Source organism: Cytobacillus sp. T106 (genome assembly GCF_040492155.1).
Classification (GTDB): domain Bacteria; phylum Bacillota; class Bacilli; order Bacillales; family Cytobacillaceae; genus Bacillus_AB; species Bacillus_AB infantis.
In genome coordinates, this window is record NZ_JBEUMK010000001.1 from 128858 (window position 1) to 148933 (window position 20076).

The window sequence follows — 20076 nt, forward strand, 5'->3', positions numbered from 1 at the left end:
TATAATAGCAAGTTTCTCTCAAAAAAAATTAAATTAATAGTCAAAAATTGTCGTTTACATGGTATCATAAAAACATTGAATTGCATATTTCAAGTTTTTTTTACATATATCTATCAGTTATCAGCTCGGCAGCAGAACAGGGGGCTTTCAATGGAATACATAATTGGAGGAATAGTGATCGTGATTGCACTATTTCTGACGGGTTATCTAATGAAAAAGAAATATTATAAAGAAATAGACCGGCTGGAAGGCTGGAAAATGGACATAACGGACAGGCCGGTCCTCGACGAAATGTCCAAAGTGAAGCAGCTGAATATGACTGGCCAGACAGAGGAGCTGTTCGAACGCTGGAGGAATGAGTGGGACGATATCGTTACCGGGCAGCTTCCTGGAGTGGAGGAGCTGCTGTTTGATGCTGAGGAATATATCGACCGCTACCGCTTTAAGAAGGCAAAGGAAGTTCAGCAGGCAATCGAGGAAAGCCTTGCAGGCATAGAGGATAAAATCAAATCCCTTCTTGCTGAAATCAATGAGCTGGTCGGAAGCGAAGAAAAAAACCGCACCGAGATCGACGGACTCAAAGATCTGTACAGGGAATGCAAAAAGGCGCTGCTTGCCCACCGGCATACTTATGGAAAGGCTGAAACCATCCTGGGCATCCAGCTTGATGAAGCTTTTGCGAAGTTCCAGGACTTTGAGGACCGGACAGCAAACGGCGACTATCTTCAGGCCAGGGAAATCGTCCTGACCATCCAGACCCAGCTGGACAGCATCCAAAAGAAAATGGAAGCAATCCCCGATTTGCTGGTGGATGCCGGGTCCAATATCCCATCCCAGCTTCTCGAGGTGAGAGAAGGCTTCCGTGAAATGGAGCAGCAGGGATATATGCTTGAACATGTAGAAGTGGACAAGGAAACTGAGTCATTAGAAAAAGAGGCTGCAGGATATCTCGCCATGATTGAGCGGGGAGAGACCGGTGAAGCGCATGAGGGCCTTGAGGATATCAAGCAGAGAATCGATGCGCTCTATGATCTGCTTGAAAAAGAAGTGTATGCGAGGAAGTTCATCCAATCGCATGATGAAAAGGTCCGTACTGAATTGTACAATGCCAAAGATGCAAACTTTATGCTGAAGAAAGAGCTCGGCATCGTACAGCAAAGCTACCATCTCCAGGAAAAGGACGAGGAAACACACAGCCTGCTGGAAACGAAGCTGACCAAGCTCTTCAAACGCTTCGAAATACTTGAGCATAAAATCAGCAATCAAAGCTCAGCCCATTCGGTACTTGGTGAAGAATTGGAATATATTAAAAATGAACTGGAAGCACTGTCAGAAGAGCAGGTGCATTTTGCCGAAAAACTGCAGGCCTTGAGGAAGGACGAGCTTGCGGCACGGGAGAAGGTAAAGGAAATCAGCAAAAAGCTGTCTGAAACCATCAGGCTCGTATCAAAGAGCAATATACCGGGACTGTCCCAAAACTACCGGTATTTAATGGAAGATACGAAGGAAAGCATTCAAAATGTCATTGAGAAGCTTGATGAGAAGCCCCTTGATATACCTGCTGTCCAGCAGTATCTGGAAATAGCGGTCATGACAGTTGATAAAGCTGCAGACAGCACGGCTGAAATGATTGAAACCGTCCAGCTGGCTGAAAAGGTGATCCAGTATGGAAACAGGTACCGCAGCAAATATCCTTCCATCGCTAAAGCACTGAGGGAAGCGGAGGATTCATTCAGGAACTACAATTATAAAGAGGCATTGGAGCAGGCCGCTTCATCTATTGAAGAGATTGAGCCAGGAGCTTTGAAAAGAATAGAAGATATGATCGGCGAAAAAGAAAATGCATAAAAAACCAGATCTGCTTTGGCAGATCTGGTTTTTTATTTTAGGAAAATAATTGGCCAGGCTATTTTGCTGTCTTTTTGCCCCTTCCGGCAATGAGCAGGCCGAGCAGTCCCCCGGCAACGGCTGGAATGACCCAGCCGAGTCCTTCTGAATAGAGAGGAAGAAATCCCAGCATGTCTGAAAAAATCCGGGTATCTGCCCCCGCTGCCTTTATTGCATCAATGGTACTGATCAGCCCCGCCGGTATCAGGGCTCCTGCATATACAGCTCTGGAGCCTCCAAAGGCATGATGCAGAAAAGAAAGCAATACCAGTACGATTGCGGGCGGATAGATCATCGTGAGCATTGGCAAAGATACAGAAATGAGCTGTGTCAAGCCGATATTGGCGATCATCATGCTGAATAAGGATAAAATTAGCACAAATGACCTGTAAGATATGCTTGGCACAACTTTTGAAAAATATTGCGCACAGGATGAGACGAGTCCAATAGAAGTGGTAAGACAGGCAAAAGTAATGGCCAGCCCAAGGATGACAGCGCCAAAAGATCCGAAAAGACGGGAAGCGGCGGCGGAAAGAAGAGCTCCCCCGTTATCCTGGAATCCAATAGATTCTTCACCGGATGCCCCGATGTAGGCGAGCGAAAGGTAAACGAGCATAAGGGCAGCGGCAGCAATAAGTCCGGAATAGATGCATATTTTTGCAATCTGTTTTGAACTGCTGATCCCTCTTTCTTTTATTGAACCAATCACAACTATGCCAAAAACAAGGGCGGCGATAGCGTCCATGGTCAAATAGCCTTCGATAAATCCTTTAAAGAAAGGGGTCTCGGCATATGCGCCTTTTGGAGCCATTGGCTCACCTAAAGGGGTGATTATACTTTTTACAGCCAGAATGGCCAATATAGCAAGGAGAATCGGAGTAAATAATTTTCCGATCCGGTCTACAAGCTTAGAAGGGTTCATTGAAAGCCAAGCTGTGACGGTAAAAAAGATAATGGTATAAAAAAGCAGCGCCATCCCATATTTAGGAACGGTATCAGGCAAAAACGGAGTGATGCCAATTTCGTAGGCAACGGTTCCGGTCCGCGGAATCCCGAATAGCGGGCCGATGGCCAGATACAAAAGCAATGTAAAGGCAGCCCCGAATAAAGGGTGGACTCTTCCAGCCAGCGTTCGGAGATCACCAGCTTTGGCTATGCTGATGACTCCCAAAAGCGGGAGGCCGACACCGGTTATGAGAAATCCAATGATGGCTTTTCCCATGTTGACACCAGATTCCTGCCCGAGATATGGAGGGAAAATCATATTCCCTGCGCCAAAGAAAAGAGCGAAAAGCATCAGTCCTATTGCGATTATTTCCCTGCTGGATAGGCTCTTATTATTCATACAAACCTCCATGACTGTCTATCGAAATGTTTAGAACATTTAACATACTAACACAGGAAGTGAGAAATTTGTCGAATGGAATTACAGTCAAAACATTCAGATTTTTATTGTTGCCTCTGTTCTGCTTTTGCTTCCAAAAGAAAACTAAAAGATTATGCAGATGAAAACATTGTCCCAGTATGATAAGATTTACTATTGGCTAAACGGTTTTTCAAGGAAGGGGAAGACCCATGATTTACTTTGATAATAGTGCAACCACTAAACCATATAAAGAAGTGCTGGATTCATTTAATAAGGTGGCCTTAGATTACTTTGGCAATCCCTCATCTTTGCATGGAATCGGCGGCAGGGCAGAAAAGCTCCTGTCACAAGCCAGGCTGCAGATTGCCGAGCTCCTGGGAGCCGGCCAGAAGGAAATCTTCTTTACTTCGGGCGGAACCGAAGGCAATAATCTGGCTGTAAAAGGGACTGCAATGATGCATAAAAGCAGGGGGCGCCATCTTATTACGACTGAATCAGAGCATTCGTCAGTGGCAGAAGCCTTTGAACAGCTGAAAGAGCTCGGTTTCCGCGTTACGTATATCCCTGTAGACGAGGATGGGAGAATCAGGCCGGAGGACATAGAGGCTGCCCTATGCCATGATACAATTCTTGTGAGTGTTATCCATGTTAATAATGAGGTTGGCACCATTCAGCCGATTGCTGAAATCGGCAAAATGCTCAAGTCTTATTCGAAAGTGCTTTTCCATGTGGATCATGTACAGGGAATTGCAAAGGTGCCGCTTGATTTTCAAGAAAATGAAATAGACCTTTGCACCATTTCTGCCCATAAATTCCACGGTTTAAAGGGCACGGGTGTCCTTTACATCAGGGAAGGCGTCAAGCTTTCACCGCTGTTTTCAGGCGGAAGCCAGGAATGGAACCAGCGGAGCGGTACAGAGAATGTACCTGGAATTGTCAGTATGGCCAAGGCGCTCAGAATCAGCCTTGAGAGGCACAGGATCGGACTGGAGCAGCTTAATAGGGTTAAATGTTTGCTGAGGGAAGGACTGGAATCCATTGAAGGGATCTCTGTCCATACACCGCTTGAAGGCTCGGCCCCGCACATTCTTAATTTTTCTGCACCAGGCTTGAAGGCAGAAGTATTTGTGCATAGCCTTGAGGAAAAAAATATATATGTCTCCACCACCAGCGCCTGTTCCTCGAAGAAGAAATCAGTCAGCAAGACACTGCTGGCAATGGGCATTCCTGAGGAGGATGCAGCAAGCAGCATCAGGATCAGCCTTTCTTATGATAATACAGCAGAGGAAGCAGAAGCTGTGCTGCAGGCAATTGAAGAAACAGCGAAAAAGTTAAGGAAGGTAATGAAATAAATGAATTATGACCGCATATTAATCCGCTATGGAGAAATTTCAACAAAAGGCCGAAACAGGGGGAAGTTTGTCGAGAAGCTGAAAAAAAGCATTAAAAAAGTTCTGCACAGCTACCCAGCCGTCAGGATCGAAGGCCAGAGGGACAGGATGTTCATCCAGCTTAACGGTGAAAATGGGGACGAGATCATCGAGAAGCTCAAAGGGGTTTTTGGCATCCAATCCTTCAGTCCTGCTGTAAAAACGGAAAAGGATATAGAAAAAATCAAGGAAGCTGCCCTGGCACTTTTAAAACGGGTATACAAGGATGGAGATACCTTCAAGGTATCGGCGCGGAGAGCGGATAAAAGCTTTCACCTTGACACCGGAGAACTGAACCATGCACTTGGCTCACATATCCTGAAGAATATGGAAGGCTTGAAAGTGGATGTGAAACAGCCTGATATCAATCTCCAGGCTGAGATAAGGCCGGAAGCCGCATATCTCTCATGCGAAAATATCCAGGGAGCCGGAGGGATGCCGGCAGGCTCAGGCGGCAAGGCGATGCTCATGCTGTCAGGCGGCATAGACAGCCCCGTCGCAGGCTATTTATCCATGAAGAGAGGGCTTGATGTAGAAGCCGTCCATTTCTACAGCCCTCCTTTCACCAGCGAAAGGTCGAAGCAAAAGGTGATTGACCTGGCAGAAAAGCTGGCGGGATATACAGGGCAGATGGTCCTTCACATTGTTCCTTTTACGGAAATCCAGCAGCTCATCCAAAAGCAGGTGCCTGAAAATTATACGATGACAACCACCAGAAGGCTGATGCTTAAAATTACGGATCTCGTCCGGGAAAAGCATGGCGGGCTCGCAGTCATTACCGGTGAAAGCCTCGGGCAGGTTGCAAGCCAGACACTGGACAGCATGTACGCTATTAATGAAGTGACAAGCACACCGGTACTGCGCCCGCTGATAACAATGGACAAGACCGATATTATTGAGATTGCACAGGAAATTGACACCCATGACATATCCATCCTGCCATATGATGACTGCTGCACCGTATTTGTCCCGGCTTCTCCAAAAACGAAGCCCAAGCTTGATAAAGCAGCATATTATGAAAGTTTTGTTGATTTTGATGCGCTTATTGCAAAAGCTGTGGAGCATATTGAAACTATTCACATCAAGCCGTATGAAGCAGGCAGTGGAAGTGAGGACGATCTTTTCTAGGGAGAATGAAAATTCGAACGGGATGATGAAAACATTACCAATTTAAATTTGTATGAAGCCATGTGATTCTACACATTCTAAACTCACAAGGAGGTGAGATCACATGGCAAGCAGCAACAACTCTAACCAGCTTCTAGTACCTGGCGTACAGCAAGCTCTTGACTCAATGAAATACGAAATCGCTACTGAATTTGGTGTTAACCTTGGCGCTGAAACAACTTCACGTGCTAACGGTTCAGTAGGAGGAGAAATCACTAAGCGTTTAGTTCAAATGGCTGAACAACAGCTTGGAGGTTTCCAACGCTAATCGAAAAATAAATAATATGGCTACAAGGGAGCAGGCTGACAGCCTGCTCCTTTACTTTTTGTTATACATTTTTAAATTTTTAAAAAATTATGTATAATAAACCATAAGGATACAATTTCAGATTAGGAGGACATATAACATGAAGCGTGAAGATCTGCTGGCGCCAGAAAAATATAATCTGGTCTCTGAAATGGAAAAGTTTGCAGAAGCTCCTGAAAGAACTGCCATCCTGTGGGAAAGCGGGGAAGGAGAAAGAAAGGAAATTACATATTCCAGACTCCTGTCCAATGCCAATAAAATTGGAAACGTTTTCTTTGGGAGCGGCCTAAGGCAGGGGGATGTAGTCCTGATCATGGTCCCGCGCCTTATAGAAGCTTACCAGACGTACATAGCGGCACTTAAAATGGGCCTGGTAGTCATTCCCTGTTCAGAGATGCTCCGCTCTAAAGATATCCAATACAGGATCAATCATGGCGATGTGAAAGCCATTGTATGCTTTTCGCCGTTTACAGAGCAATTTGCAGGTGTTACGGAAGCTGCTTCGCTGCCTAAATTTGTGATTGGAGAGCCTGTGCCGGGCTGGATTCCGCTGGATGAAAAGATGGAGGCAGCCTCTGATATCATGGAGACTGCTGGAACAAACAGGGACGACATGGCTTTCCTGTCCTATACTTCCGGTACCACGGGCAATCCTAAGGGAGTTGTACATACACATGGCTGGGCATATGCACATCTCCGTGCCGCCGGGCCCAACTGGCTTTGCATCAAGGAGGGGGATACTGTCTGGGCCACTGCCGGCCCCGGCTGGCAGAAATGGATATGGAGCCCTTTCCTCTCTGTGCTGGGTTCTGGGGGAACAGGACTGGTGTATTCAGGAAAATTCGAGCCGAAAAAATATCTTGCACTCCTTCAGGATTATAAAGTCAATGTTCTTTGCTGCACCCCGACAGAATACAGGCTGATGGCAAAGGTCGACAATCTTGCTGAATACAGCCTCCCGGATCTTCATAGTGCAGTCTCAGCCGGAGAGCCGCTTAACCGCGAAGTGATTGATGCTTTCAAAAAGCATTTTGATATTGAAGTGCGGGACGGATACGGCCAGACGGAAAACACCCTGCTGGTCGGCATAACAAAAGGGATGGAGCTTAGGCCTGGTTCGATGGGAAAGCCGATTCCCGGCAATTCTGTTGAGATCATCAATGAAGATGGAAAGGCATGCGGACCTGGGGAAGTGGGGGATATCGCCGTCCATATTGAAACCCCTGCGTTATTTAAAAATTATTATAAGGATCCTGAACGGACCGCCATGCAATTCAGGGGTGAATATTATGTGACCGGAGACAAAGCGAAAAAGGATGAAGACGGGTATTTCTGGTTTGAAGGCAGGGGAGATGATATTATCATCAGTTCCGGATATACAATCGGGCCGTTTGAGGTGGAGGATGCTCTTGTCAAACATCCGTACGTCAAGGAATGTGCCGTCGTGGCCAGCCCGGACGAAATCCGCGGAGCAGTCGTCAAAGCATTTATCGTCCTGCAGGATGGCATCGCGGAAGATAAGCCGGATCTCATTAATACCTTGCAGGAGCATGTAAAGGAGCTGACTGCCCCTTATAAATATCCCCGCAGGGTTGAGTTTCTTTCAGAGCTTCCAAAAACCACCTCAGGAAAGATCCGCAGGGTAGAGCTGAGGAAAAAAGAAATGGAGGAGGCTGCCCGCAGCTAGTATCCAGCTGGGAGATCCTCTATAAAAAAGATTTCGCTGAGCTTTTTTAAAGCTCAGTTTTTTTGTGTCCCGAAAGAAGATATAATCAGATCAGCAGGCACAGAGGATTTTTATGTGCAGAATTAGGAAGAAAAGGAGCAATAAGAAGATGCGGACACTATGGCATGGAGGACATATATATACCCTTCAGGAAGAAGGGCATAAAGCCGAAGCGGTTATGACGGAGAATGGAAAGATCCTGAGGGCAGGGCCGCTGGAAGACTTGAAAAGAAACTTCTCGGTAAAACCCTCTGAAATGAGGGACCTTGAGGGAAGGCTGATGCTGCCCGGTTTTGTGGACAGCCATATGCATTTGATTGGGCATGGGGAGAGGCTGATAAGGCTTGATCTGTCTGGTTATACCTCAAAATCGCAAGTGCTGGAGGCAGTTAAAGAGTATGCAGGGAAGTTTTCAAAAGGCAGCTGGGTCATTGGCGAGGGCTGGAACGAAAATTTATGGGACATCCCTGCCCCCATTCTGGCAAAGGAGCTTGATGAAGCAGTCCCTGGACATCCAGTCTGCCTGAAAAGGATCTGCCGGCACGCAATTGCAGTCAATTCGAAAGCATTGGAAGCAGGCGGAATTACCCCTGAAACCATTTGCCCTCCAGGGGGAGTCATTGAAAAAGATGAAGAAGGCCTTCCATCAGGCCTGCTGAAGGACCAGGCACAGGAGCTGATCTTCTCTATTCTCCCTGGTGCTTCAAAGGAGTATCTGGAGACGGCAATGCGTGCAGCCATCCAGGATGCCTACGCACTGGGCCTGACAGGGGCACATACTGAGGATCTTAATTATTATGGCGGTTTCCATGGGACCTATAGGACTTTCAAGGAGGTCATCGGTGAAGATAAACTGCCTTTCCGGGCCCACCTGCTCGTCCATCACGAGGTAATCAATGACATGAAGCTTGAGGGCGGAAATTATCTTGGCGGAGATGAGTGGATAGAATTCGGTGCAATGAAGATTTTTTCAGACGGGGCATTGGGAGGCCGGACTGCTTTGCTGAGCCATCCGTATGCGGATGATCCTTCAACCTCAGGAGTGGCTATTTTTACACAGGATCAGCTTGACGGGCTATTGAAAAAAGCCAGGGAGCTGGATATGCCGGTGGCCATACATGCCATCGGTGACAGGGCTTTTGAAATGTCACTGAACAGCATTGAAAAATACCCGCTGAAAGGAAAAGGCAGGGACCGGCTCATTCATGCACAGATACTGCGGAAAGAACTCATTTCAAGGGCAAAAAAGCTTCCTCTTATACTGGATATACAGCCAAGATTCCTGGCTTCTGACTTTCCGTGGGTCATCAGTAGGATCGGTGAAGAGCATATGGATTACTGTTATGCCTGGAAAACATTGCTTGATGAAGGCATCCCATGTGCAGGCGGATCTGATGCGCCAATCGAGCAGGCTGACCCGCTCCTCGGCATCCATTCGGCGGTTACAAGAACCAGCAGCGATGACCCCGGGAGGATTGCCTATATCAAAGAGGAGGCATTATCCATGTACGAAGCTGTTTCCTTATATACAAAAGGCAGCGCATATGCAATCTGCCATGAAGTTGACAGGGGAATGATCAAGGAAGGATATCTTGCTGATTTCACAATCCTTGACCGGAATATATTCGAAGAAGATCCGGAGGCACTCCTCCGTACACGAGTCAATGAGACAGTAATAGGAGGAAAAACCGTTTATAAGCGCGGACAGATTTAAACGAGCGAATCCTGCTAAAACGAATAGGTTGCCAGTTTTTTTCTTTTGGCTTTATAATTATTTCGATATTAGAAAGAATCGAGGCTAACCAACAATGACAGATACTGAAGTAAAACAAGGGGCCCTGTACGCAGGGCTGTCTTATTTGATATGGGGCATCCTGCCGATCTACTGGAAGCTTCTCAATCATGTGAGTGCTGATGAAATCCTGGCCAGCCGGGTTTTCTGGTCCTTCATCTTTATGCTGGCTGTACTTGTCCTGACCAGGAAATGGCCGGATTTTGTCCGGACATTGAGAGGAATACGGAACAACAAGAAGCAAATGCTCGCTCTGACAATTGCTTCCTTGCTCATAAGCTGCAACTGGTTCATATACATTTGGGCAGTCAATTCCGGCCAAATGATTGAAGCAAGCCTTGGCTACTATATCAACCCGCTGGTCAGTGTCCTTCTGGGAATAGTTGTTTTAAAAGAAAAGCTTTCCTCTGTGCAGGCAGTATCTTTCCTGCTGGCTGCAGCGGGTGTGCTTATCATGACCCTCTCTTATGGACGTTTTCCATGGATTGCGGTTGTGCTTGCTTTATCTTTTGGCCTTTACGGTTTGGCAAAGAAACTGATCAAGGTGGAATCTGCCATTGGACTGACGCTCGAAACGATGGTTGTCATGCCATTGGCACTTGGATATCTGATTTATTTATTTGCAGCCGGAAAGCAGTCCTTCCTGGCCATTTCCACAGGAACGGATCTCCTGCTGATCGGTGCAGGGGCAGCCACTGCGATCCCGCTTCTGTATTTTGCCAAAGGGGCACAGAAAATACCGCTTTCCATGCTGGGTTATCTGCAGTATATCGCCCCGACATTGACACTGCTGCTCGGCATTTTCGTATATGGTGAAGAATTCACAAAGACCCATCTGGTTGCATTCTTGTTCATTTGGCTTGCTTTGACCGTCTACTCGCTGTCCAGGACGAAATTATTTGCCAATATGAAATGGAAGCATGGAAAAGGGCTGGGGATGTAAAAAGGAAGAGGCAGCGGCCTCTTCCTTTTTCTAATTTGAACATCCCTCGGCAGGAGCGGCCAAAGAGCCTTTTTGGCTGTGGGACGAACTGTATTTTGATGTTATGGGCTGGAGAAAAAAAGAAAGTCATGTATTCCATCAGGCACCTGGGATACATAAGTGTGAAAAAAAAAGGAAGTCATGTATTCCAACCGGCTCCTGGGATACATGACTTGTTCAGACAATCTTGGCCTTTTTATAGAAAACTCCTCTTTACCTTTTCCCAGAAGGAGTTGTCCTTAAGTTTGACAGTCTTGATTTGTTTGCCGCTCAGTTTGGCTTCAATTTTTTCGACATGCTGGATGCTTAGTGCTTCGTTGTCCATTCCCATTGTCGGATGGTCATTGCCGTCCTGGATGACTTTGAGGGTCAGGCTGCGGCCGCTGCTCAGGATGAATGAAGAACCCAGTGTCCTGTAGCGGTTATTGTTCAGGGATGCCAGTTCGCTGACCTGGAGGCAAGGGAGCATAGGGTCAACGATGGCGCCATTGACCGATTTATTATAGGCTGTACTGCCTGTCGGAGTTGCGACAATCATCCCGTCGCCCCTGAAGGTTTCGAAATGGAGATTATCGATAAATACATCCATAACAAATGTTTTGATGATCGCAGACCGTATGCTGAATTCATTCAGGCAATAGAAGGAGGATTCATCATCCACCTTTATCTCCATCGTCGGGTATCTTCTGACTTCAATCTGCTCATTGGCCATCGCTTCAACCATCTTGGATGTGTCATCAATATGGAAATCGCAGTACATGCTTAATGTGCCGGTCGTAGAGATGCCCGCGTACAGGCAGTCCTCGCGGAAGCCAGTCTTGCGGACCGCCTGAAGAAATGTCCCGTCACCGCCAATGCTCACAATGATATTAGCCTGTTTAAAGTCATTGACTATGGTAAAGCCATATTTTTCGGCAAGCTCATAAAGATGGCCTGCTTTTTCCATCATTTCAGAATCTTTCTTATGGTAAAAATATAAGTTTCGGCGCGTCACTTTCATTCCTCCCATTCAAAATGATAATATTTGCGTATGATTGGTATTTTGCGGCAATAACGTTTATTGTCATCAGTGTACATGTTTTTGAAACATTTTAAAAGTTATTGCGTATTAATACTTGGAAAAGGAAAAAAGGAGGAGAAGATATGAATGGGAAAAGATGGGCGGCTCTTGGAATAGCCGCTGCACTGCTGTTTTTCTCCATTATTACTAGTGTGCTGTCGACTTTCGCATTTAGAAATGCCGAAAGCACATTTGCGGATATGTTTCCAGTTGATGAAGCATTTTCTGAAGAAATCATTGAACCGGGCAGCAGTTCAAAGAAAATTGCCGTCCTAAATGTAGATGGGACCATCCAGGATGCAGGAGATGCCAGCTCACTGTTTGCCAGTCCCGGCTATAACCACAAATCTTTCATGAAAAAGCTGGACCATGTTAAAGAGGATGATAGTGTGAAAGCGGTCATTCTTCGCGTGAATTCCCCGGGTGGCGGTGTAGTGGAAAGCTCTGAGATCCATGATAAGATCGTGGAAATCCAGAAGGAAGCGAAAAAGCCTGTGTACATATCAATGGGGTCCATGGCTGCTTCCGGCGGCTATTATATTTCAGCACCTGCTGAAAAAATCTATGCCAGTCCTGAAACCCTGACAGGCTCCCTGGGTGTCATCATGCAGGGATATAATTATGCAGGGCTTGCCGAAAAGTATGGCGTAGAATTTGTCACGATTAAGAGCGGACCTTACAAAGATATTATGAGCCCTTCAAGGGAGATGACGGAAGAAGAACGGGAGATCCTCCAGTCTATGATCGACAATTCTTATGAAGGCTTTGTTAAAGTCATTTCAGAAGGAAGGGGCATCCCGGCAGATCAGGTGAGGAAAATCGCCGACGGACGGATCTATGACGGCCGCCAGGCAAAAGAGCTCAATCTGATTGATGGTTTCGGCTTCTTTGAAGATGTTGTAGATGAACTGGAGAAAGACCATAAGCTTAAGGGTGCACAGGTAGTCAGCTATTCGGAAAATATGGGCTTTGGCTCCTTGTTCAGCATGGGTGCGCGGAAAGTGATGGGCGATGATATTGAAATGGCCGGCATGATGAAGCTGTTGTCACAGCCGAATGCCCCGCGGCTGATGTACATGTATTCAGAATGAGGAGGGATGGCAAATGACCACATTAGACAGCCATTTGGAAAAGGATTTGCCTGCTGACAATCATTCACCAGCCAGCCCGTCATATGAAGATCATGCGGCATCAGTCCGTTTTGCCGGTTTCTGGATGAGGTTCTGGGCGTATCTGGCCGATCTCATTGTCATAGGCAGCATTAACCGCATTATCGTGCATCCGATTTTTCGGGCGGCGGATCTTCCCCTTGCCGATTCCGGCATTTTCACTCCCGCAAATATCGTCACAAGCATCATTTTTTATGCCTATTTTGTCCTGATGACAAAGTATTTCAGGCAGACGCTCGGGAAAATGATATTTGGGCTGAAAGTAGTCAGTCTTAAAGATGAAGAAATGTCCTGGAGCACCATATTGTTCAGGGAGTGGATCGGTCGTTTCATTTCAGCCACTATTTATATTGGCTATGTCATTGTCGCTTTTCTGCCGAAAAAACAGGGGCTTCATGACCTGTTTGCCGATACAAGCGTCATTCACGAAAGAAAATAAGGAATAATTGAAAGAATCGCCTGCCGGCCTGCTGCCGGCAGGTTTATTTTTTTTCCCAAAAGGAAAGCCTAGATTTAGCGTCTGGATATCTTTAGCAGGAGACTAATGCGAAAAAATACACCAGCCTGTTAATAGGGGGTGATCGGATGTGGTGGCTGATCCTTGGAGCAGCAGCGGCAGTCATTCTGCTTTTGCTCATTATTCTTCTTTTCTCAAAGCTAACAGTTTACTTTAACTTTTATCATGGCCAGGACAATGACCATATATCAATAAAGTTCCGGGCCTGGTTGGGCCTTATCCGCTATAACATACAGGTTCCGCTGATAAAAATCGATGATGACTCCCCTTCCATTGTGGTTGAAGAGAAAGTGGAAGCCGGCCGGGAGGAGGAGAAGAAGCAGGAAGACCGGAAAAAATTCACGCCGGAGGACTTCCTGAACAGTATCAAGGATGCCGAGGAGCTGATACGCCATGTATTTGGCCTCCACACGATTATCCGGCGATTTCTGAAAAAGGTGGCAATCAGGGATATCGAATGGCATACATTGGCCGGAATCGGTGATGCGGCGCACACTGCTGTCCTTGCAGGGATAATCTGGTCTGCAAAAGGAAGCCTGGTCGGCATTCTCAGCCACTATATGAGGATGAGGGACATGCCCGTTTTGTCGGTGACCCCCCATTTTCAGGCTGCAGTTTCCCAAACCCGTTTTTCATGTATGTTTCAATTCCGCATCGGGCAAGCTATGTTGGCAGGAATTAAACTGATTAAATATTGGAAAGGCGGAATGCCGGACTTTAGGACAAAGCCGTTATCCGTGCTATCTGATAATAAAACAAAATCCGTTTAGATGAGGAGGAAGTTTATTATGTCTGATCATCCGATACAAGGCTTGATGACGACCGCAATGGAAAATTTGAAAGAAATGATTGATGTGAATACAATCATCGGGGACCCGGTTGAAACTCCTGATGGAAGTGTGATCCTTACCGTATCAAAGGTCGGTTTCGGCTTTGCAGCAGGCGGCAGTGAGTTCATGCTTGAAGGTTCAGGCCGCGAGGGAGAAGGCAAACCGAAGCATCCGTTTGGCGGAGGAAGCGGCGGCGGAGTTTCCATAACGCCGATTGCTTTTTTAATCGTAAGTTCCCACGGAGTTAAAATGGTCCATCTGGACGAGAGCACACATCTATATGAAAAAATCCTTGATTTGGCCCCTCAGGCTGTTGATAAGATCCAGCAGATGATGTCAAAAAATAACGGATCAGGGAACAGCAGCCAGGATGGAAAGAGCGAAGGCCAAAGCAGCCAGAACCGTTCGAACGAATACAATGGGCCAAAGCATGACCTGGACTTCTAAAATGGATGTTTGAAAAGGCTGGTCTTCTTCCCCGGAGACAGCCTTTTCTATTGCAGGAATAAATGGCTTTTCATTGCAAAATGATTTTCCAGGAAGTATGATTGCACTGTACATATATGAAAAATAAGGAGGAAGAAACCAATGGCATCAATTACTTTTAAAGGAAATCCGGTTACTTTGCTGGGGAATGAAGTGAAAGCAGGAGACCAGGCTCCGGAATTCAAAGTGCTTGCCAATGACTTATCTGAGGTAACGCTTGCGGATTCCAAGGGCCAGGTAAGACTGATTAGTGTTGTTCCCTCTATTGATACAGGCGTTTGCGACGCTCAGACGCGCCGATTCAATGAAGAAGCATCAAAGCTTGATAATGTAAAAGTTCTTACAGTCAGCGTAGATCTTCCTTTCGCACAGAAGCGCTGGTGCGCAGCTGCCGGCATTGAAAATGTGCAGACAGTTTCAGACCACCGCGACCTTTCTTTCGGTGAAGCTTACGGAGTAGCAATAAAGGAGCTCCGCCTTCTTGCACGGGCAGTATTTGTTGTTGATTCCAATGACAAAGTGGTTTATGCCCAATATGTGAGCGAAGCAACTGACCATCCTGACTACGAAGCTGCAGTGGAAGCTGCAAGGCAAGCTGAATAAACTTCGAAGAACCCCGGGCAATCGGGGTTTTTGTATGCCTTAAGAATGCCCAGGCTGTATTCCTTAATCTCCTGAATGGCAGGCGGCGGGCTTGTGATCCTGCCGGAACCCCGTTACAATAAGACAATAATATTTTAGCAGGAGGAATGAATTAGTGAGTATCACTCCCGTAGAAGAACTGTTCTCAGTCTTTAATGAAACAGCTATGATCTTGCAGGAAGAGCTGCAATGTACATATTTAGAGGCGCTTGCAGAAACAGGCGATAATATTTTTCAAGAGTCCATTCTCCAGGACGGACTCAGTGAGCTTAATGTAAAAAGGCTGAAAAAAAGCTATGAGTCGCTGAATCTTGACCTATATACAAGCGAGAATATCAGAAAGTCGTTTCAGCTGGCCATTTTAAAGGGCATGAAGGAAAATGTGCAGCCAAACCACCAGATGACACCGGATGCTGTCGGAATGCTGACAGGTTATCTGGTGAATAAATTTGTCGGGGCGAAATCTTTCCGCCTTCTGGACCCAGCGGTCGGGACAGGCAATCTCCTTACGACTGTCATCAATCAGCAGGAAGGAAAAAGCATTGAAGCAGTCGGGTCAGATGTGGACGACCTCCTCATTAAGCTTGCCTACATCAATGCCAACCTTCAGAAGCACCCCATCCAATTCTATAACCAGGACAGCCTTGAGCCGCTGTTCATTGAAAGTGTGGATGCAGTCATCAGCGACCTTCCGGTGGGGTATTATCCAAACGACATAAGGGCGCAGGACTATGAGCTGAAGGCAGACGAGGGCCATTCTTATGCCCATCACCTTTTCCTGGAACAGAGCATGCGCCATGTTAAGGAAGGCGGCTATCTGTTCCTGATTGTGCCAAATGGCCTGTTTGAAAGCGAACAGGCGGACAAGCTGAAGGCGTATATAAGCAAGACAAGCATCATCCAGGGCCTGCTCCAGCTCCCGGAAACATTGTTTAAAAATAAAAATGCCGCAAAAAGCGTCTTTATCCTCCAGAAAAAGGGTGAAGGGGTCACAGCTCCAAAGCAAGCCCTGCTTGTAAACATGCCGAGCCTTTCAAAAACGGAACAGGTCGAGAGAATCCTTAAGCAGGTGGATGCCTGGTTCAGGGAAAATAAGATATAGAGTGCAAAAAGCATGGTCCCAAACTGGATCATGCTTTTTCTATTTGAATGAGAAGAAAATATTAATGGAGCTGTCCAGACTCAAAACCTGCTGGCATAAGTCTTCCGGAGAGTGTTAAGAGGATGCTGCCGCATTTTAGTCTGCAGTCTTTAATTGGAAGTTCTGTTTTAGCTGAAGAGCCGCAGGGGTAATGGAAAATAAGAAACGGAAATCACCGAAATGTCGGAATACATTTAATTTTAACTGTAAACGATACCAATTTTGAATGTTCCTTGAAATCATGCAAGCACAGTGATTAAATGGGGAATTGAGAGATAAAATGATGCCAGTTGCACACAATAAATGTGTACCACATCAGGCATTAGATTAGCATCGGTGTTATATAAAGGCTGGCATCCTGGAGGGAAAAGAGATACATATTTCCCCATGGTCCCCATTGCACTGGTTAAACATACAGGACGTATGCGAGTCCGCATTTAAAAGGAGCGACATATCGTGGCGAAAATTATTGCAATTAATGCTGGAAGTTCTTCATTGAAATTTCAATTATTTGAAATGCCAAGCGAAGAAGTAATCACAAAAGGTCTTATTGAACGAATCGGTCTAAACGATGCAGTTTTCAGTATTTCTGTTAACGGCGAGAAGCAGACGGAAGTAACGGAAATCCCTGACCATGAGGTTGCAGTCAAGCTTCTGCTCAATAAGCTGACTGATCTGAAGATCATCGAATCACTGGATGAAATTGAAGGAATCGGCCACCGTGTAGTACACGGTGGAGAAGAGTTTGCAGATTCTGCGGTTATCACGGAAGAGGTACTGAGCAAAATCGATGCACTTTCCGAGCTGGCACCTCTTCACAACCCTGCAAATATTACAGGAATCAAGGCATTCCAGCAGGTGCTTCCAAATGTACCGGCAGTAGCTGTCTTTGATACTGCGTTCCATCAGACTATGCCTGAAAGCTCATTCCTGTACAGCCTTCCTTATGAGTATTATGAGAAGTTCGGCATCCGTAAATACGGCTTCCACGGAACTTCACATAAATATGTATCAGAGCGTGCAGCAGAGCTTCTTGGCCGTCCGCTTGAGCAGCTTCGCCTGCTTTCCTGCCACCTGGGGAACGGTGCAAGCATCGCGGCCATTGAAGGCGGAAAATCAATTGATACATCCATGGGCTTTACACCGCTTGCCGGTGTGACAATGGGTACCCGTTCAGGGAATATTGACCCTGCTTTGATTCCATTCATCATGGAGAAAACAGGCAAGTCAGCTGACGAAGTGCTTAATGTACTGAATAAAGAGAGCGGAATGCTTGGAGTTTCTGGCTTCTCAAGCGACCTTCGCGACATCGAGGTACAAGCGTCTGAAGGAAACGAAAGAGCAGAGCTTGCTCTCGAAGTGTTTGCAAACCGGATCCACAAATATATCGGCTCTTATGCTTCACGCATGTACGGAGTTGATGCCATTATCTTTACAGCAGGCATCGGCGAAAACAGTGCTGAAATCCGCGAGCGTGTCCTTCAGGGACTGGAATTCATGGGCGTATATTGGGACCCTGCATTGAACAAGGTCCGCGGTGAGGAAACGTTTGTCAACTATCCTCACTCACCGGTCAAGGTTATCATTATTCCGACAAATGAAGAAGTTATGATTGCCAGGGATGTTGTAAGGCTTGCGAAATAATATTTGAATGATTGAAAGGACAAAGAAGCCAAGGCTTTTTTGTCCTTTTGTTTTTCTGCCTTCTCCATCCAATGAAACAGGATTTGCCTGAATCAATATGCTATACTGAACAAAAACACCGGCAAGGAGGATGAAGATATGGCACTAAACGGACGGGAAGAACAGGCTTTATCTGAGATCGCACAATGGGAAGACAAGCTGGCACAGTATGAATCCAATGATTTGGAGCTGACCTATGACAAATATTTAGAAAAGGCGTTCCTGCTGCTTCCTGAGAAAACTCAGCAGCAATTTTTTGCTTCCCTGGATAACTGGCTGTTCCATCTCCATGCCTTGATCCAAAGCTCACAGCTCCAGCTGGATGCAAAGGAACGAATCCTATCTGCAGGCCGCATCTTTGATGCCGGCATTGAAACAGTGGAAGATCTGGCTTCATTGGACATCAATCAGCTGCAATACATAGCCAATCAGCAGATTGCCCGCCACCGCCTTTACTCATTTGCACAGGGAGGGGTATCGGGGACCGGCGGTGTGCTGCTGCTTGGATCCGATCTTCCTGCGATGGCTGTCATCAATTTGCGTGCAGTCCAGCTCATCGCGATGACATATGGGATTGAAGTGAACACACCTTATGAGATGATGGCTTCTTTAAAGGTGTTTTGCGCATCAATCCTGCCGCCGCGGCTTCAGGGACAGGCCTGGGACCAGCTTCTGGCCGAACTGGAGAATGCGGAAGAAGCTTATTTTTATGAGGGGCAGGAGGAACTGACGGACATCGCCTGGATGGGCCAGCCGATCAAACAGCTTTTCAAAGGCCTGGCTATAGCAGCTTTCAAAAGGAAATCCATCCAGGGCATCCCGCTTGTCAGCATGGCCATAGGAGCAGGTGCAAACTATCAGTTTACAAGGAAGGTCACTGATTTTGCCCATAAATATTATCAGTACAGGTATCTGCTGAAGAAACAGGGGGAAGTTTGATGAGCAGCGAGGAACACAAAAAAGAAGCCCCCAAAACAGTCAGATGCAAAATCATTACCATCAGTGATACAAGAAATTCGGAGACCGATAAAAGCGGAAGGCTGATGAAGGAGCTTCTTGAAGCAGAGGGCCACAGGGTAAGTTCCTACCAGATTGTCGCCGATGAAAAAGAAAAGATCCGTCAGGCGGTCCTGGAGGGATGTTCAGATCCGGATATCGATGCAGTCCTTACCAATGGCGGGACAGGAATCGCTTTAAGGGATGTAACCATTGAAACGGTGAGTGCACTTTATCAAAAGGAAATTAGCGGCTTCGGGGAATTATTCCGTATGCTGAGCTACCAGGAGGACATCGGCTCTGCTGCAATTCTCTCCCGCGCTTCTGCGGGCATCATCGAGAATACAGCTGTCTTTTCCACACCGGGATCTTCAGGTGCAGTAAGGCTGGCCATGAATAAATTGATCATCCCGGAGCTGGGGCATGTTATAAGGGAAGTAAAGAAAGATCTTGTATAAAAAGGGGGCGGGGCGCCATCATGGCGCCCCGCCTTTTTGCTTTGCAGAATAATATTCTCTACAGAGCTTAAATCAGCGATGCAGCTTTCCCCCGATTTCCTGATTGGCCCTGTACCACAGCCAAAGATCGTTGATGATGGAAGCAAGATCCGCGATCTCACTGTTCAATTTGCATGAAAGCTCAAAATTCTCTTCATCTGCGAGCTGGTCCTGTCTGCGGTTTATCTGCGTCTCAAGCTCTGATATCCTGTCCGGGATCCCCCCGCGTATCTTCTCCCATGTAAACAGAATTTCCTGGCGCTCTTCCTGCGGGTACTCTTCCCACTCGCCATCCAGCACAGGAACAGCAATCCCCAGGCGCTTATCCAAAATGAAAACATCCTCCATCTCATCCGTCCCCCAAAAATAGGCTGCTTTTATTGTACATGGTGACAGGC

At 46.6% G+C, this 20076-nt stretch carries 19 protein-coding genes; 16 read left to right on the forward strand and 3 right to left on the reverse strand.

Annotated features, from left to right (window positions below; translation table 11 throughout):
* Positions 1-150: 150 nt before the first annotated feature.
* On the forward strand, positions 151-1848 hold the full coding sequence (ezrA, locus tag ABU165_RS00675; protein ID WP_009795345.1) for a septation ring formation regulator EzrA: 1698 nt from the start codon (positions 151-153) through the stop codon (positions 1846-1848).
* A 58-nt stretch (positions 1849-1906) separates the two neighbouring features.
* Here the strand turns inward: ezrA and brnQ are convergent, their stop codons facing one another.
* Positions 1907-3232 carry a branched-chain amino acid transport system II carrier protein gene (gene brnQ, locus ABU165_RS00680; RefSeq protein ID WP_009795344.1) on the reverse strand — a complete coding sequence of 442 codons (1326 nt, stop codon included), beginning with the start codon at positions 3230-3232 and terminating at the stop codon, positions 1907-1909.
* Between the two features lie 230 nt (positions 3233-3462).
* Between brnQ and ABU165_RS00685 the strand changes: the two genes are divergently transcribed.
* The 6 genes from ABU165_RS00685 to rarD all read left to right on the forward strand — a co-directional run bounded on the left by ABU165_RS00685 (position 3463) and on the right by rarD (position 10618).
* Positions 3463-4605: a cysteine desulfurase family protein gene (locus ABU165_RS00685; RefSeq protein WP_009795343.1), complete on the forward strand. Its 1143-nt coding sequence runs from the start codon at positions 3463-3465 to the stop codon at positions 4603-4605.
* Positions 4606-5811 carry a tRNA uracil 4-sulfurtransferase ThiI gene (gene thiI, locus ABU165_RS00690; protein ID WP_009795342.1) on the forward strand — a complete coding sequence of 402 codons (1206 nt, stop codon included), beginning with the start codon at positions 4606-4608 and terminating at the stop codon, positions 5809-5811. It abuts the gene before it with no gap.
* 103 nt (positions 5812-5914) lie between these two features.
* A complete protein-coding gene (locus ABU165_RS00695; RefSeq protein ID WP_009795341.1) occupies positions 5915-6118 on the forward strand; it encodes an alpha/beta-type small acid-soluble spore protein in 204 nt (67 codons plus the stop codon).
* Positions 6119-6257: 139 nt separating this feature from the next.
* On the forward strand, positions 6258-7844 hold the full coding sequence (mbcS, locus tag ABU165_RS00700; RefSeq protein ID WP_009795340.1) for an acyl-CoA synthetase MbcS: 1587 nt from the start codon (positions 6258-6260) through the stop codon (positions 7842-7844).
* Between the two features lie 148 nt (positions 7845-7992).
* Entirely contained in the window at positions 7993-9597 is a 1605-nt protein-coding gene (locus tag ABU165_RS00705) for an amidohydrolase (RefSeq protein ID WP_306010328.1), read from the forward strand.
* A 94-nt stretch (positions 9598-9691) separates the two neighbouring features.
* On the forward strand, positions 9692-10618 hold the full coding sequence (gene rarD, locus ABU165_RS00710; protein WP_009795338.1) for an EamA family transporter RarD: 927 nt from the start codon (positions 9692-9694) through the stop codon (positions 10616-10618).
* A 235-nt stretch (positions 10619-10853) separates the two neighbouring features.
* On the opposite strand, the gene ABU165_RS00715 is transcribed toward rarD, so the two are convergent.
* Positions 10854-11657, reverse strand: coding sequence for an NAD kinase (locus ABU165_RS00715; RefSeq protein WP_318059605.1), 804 nt, complete (start codon positions 11655-11657; stop codon positions 10854-10856).
* Positions 11658-11800: 143 nt separating this feature from the next.
* Here ABU165_RS00715 and sppA point away from each other — a divergent pair, with 143 nt between their 5' ends.
* From sppA to ABU165_RS00760, 9 genes are all read left to right on the forward strand, one after another.
* Positions 11801-12808: a signal peptide peptidase SppA gene (sppA, locus tag ABU165_RS00720; RefSeq protein ID WP_022544277.1), complete on the forward strand. Its 1008-nt coding sequence runs from the start codon at positions 11801-11803 to the stop codon at positions 12806-12808.
* 13 nt (positions 12809-12821) lie between these two features.
* Positions 12822-13325, forward strand: a complete 504-nt coding sequence (locus tag ABU165_RS00725; protein WP_129613919.1) for an RDD family protein — start codon at positions 12822-12824, stop codon at positions 13323-13325.
* A gap of 146 nt (positions 13326-13471) precedes the next feature.
* On the forward strand, positions 13472-14173 hold the full coding sequence (locus ABU165_RS00730; RefSeq protein WP_009795334.1) for a DUF2953 domain-containing protein: 702 nt from the start codon (positions 13472-13474) through the stop codon (positions 14171-14173).
* Positions 14174-14191: 18 nt separating this feature from the next.
* Positions 14192-14680 (forward strand): GerW family sporulation protein, encoded by a 489-nt coding sequence (ytfJ, locus tag ABU165_RS00735; protein ID WP_022544276.1) that lies wholly within the window; start codon positions 14192-14194, stop codon positions 14678-14680.
* Between the two features lie 141 nt (positions 14681-14821).
* Complete coding sequence (tpx, locus tag ABU165_RS00740; RefSeq protein ID WP_009795332.1) at positions 14822-15322, forward strand: thiol peroxidase; 501 nt, start codon at positions 14822-14824, stop codon at positions 15320-15322.
* Positions 15323-15476: 154 nt separating this feature from the next.
* Positions 15477-16463 (forward strand): class I SAM-dependent methyltransferase, encoded by a 987-nt coding sequence (locus tag ABU165_RS00745; protein WP_022544275.1) that lies wholly within the window; start codon positions 15477-15479, stop codon positions 16461-16463.
* A 495-nt stretch (positions 16464-16958) separates the two neighbouring features.
* On the forward strand, positions 16959-18146 hold the full coding sequence (locus ABU165_RS00750; protein WP_009795330.1) for an acetate kinase: 1188 nt from the start codon (positions 16959-16961) through the stop codon (positions 18144-18146).
* Positions 18147-18284: 138 nt separating this feature from the next.
* Positions 18285-19124: an EcsC family protein gene (locus ABU165_RS00755; RefSeq protein ID WP_318059604.1), complete on the forward strand. Its 840-nt coding sequence runs from the start codon at positions 18285-18287 to the stop codon at positions 19122-19124.
* Positions 19124-19639: a MogA/MoaB family molybdenum cofactor biosynthesis protein gene (locus ABU165_RS00760; protein WP_094766898.1), complete on the forward strand. Its 516-nt coding sequence runs from the start codon at positions 19124-19126 to the stop codon at positions 19637-19639. The genes ABU165_RS00755 and ABU165_RS00760 overlap by 1 nt, the downstream gene beginning before the upstream one ends.
* A 72-nt stretch (positions 19640-19711) precedes the next feature.
* Here ABU165_RS00760 and ABU165_RS00765 read toward each other — a convergent pair whose 3' ends face one another.
* Positions 19712-20026 (reverse strand): hypothetical protein, encoded by a 315-nt coding sequence (locus ABU165_RS00765; RefSeq protein WP_022544274.1) that lies wholly within the window; start codon positions 20024-20026, stop codon positions 19712-19714.
* Positions 20027-20076 lie beyond the last annotated feature (50 nt).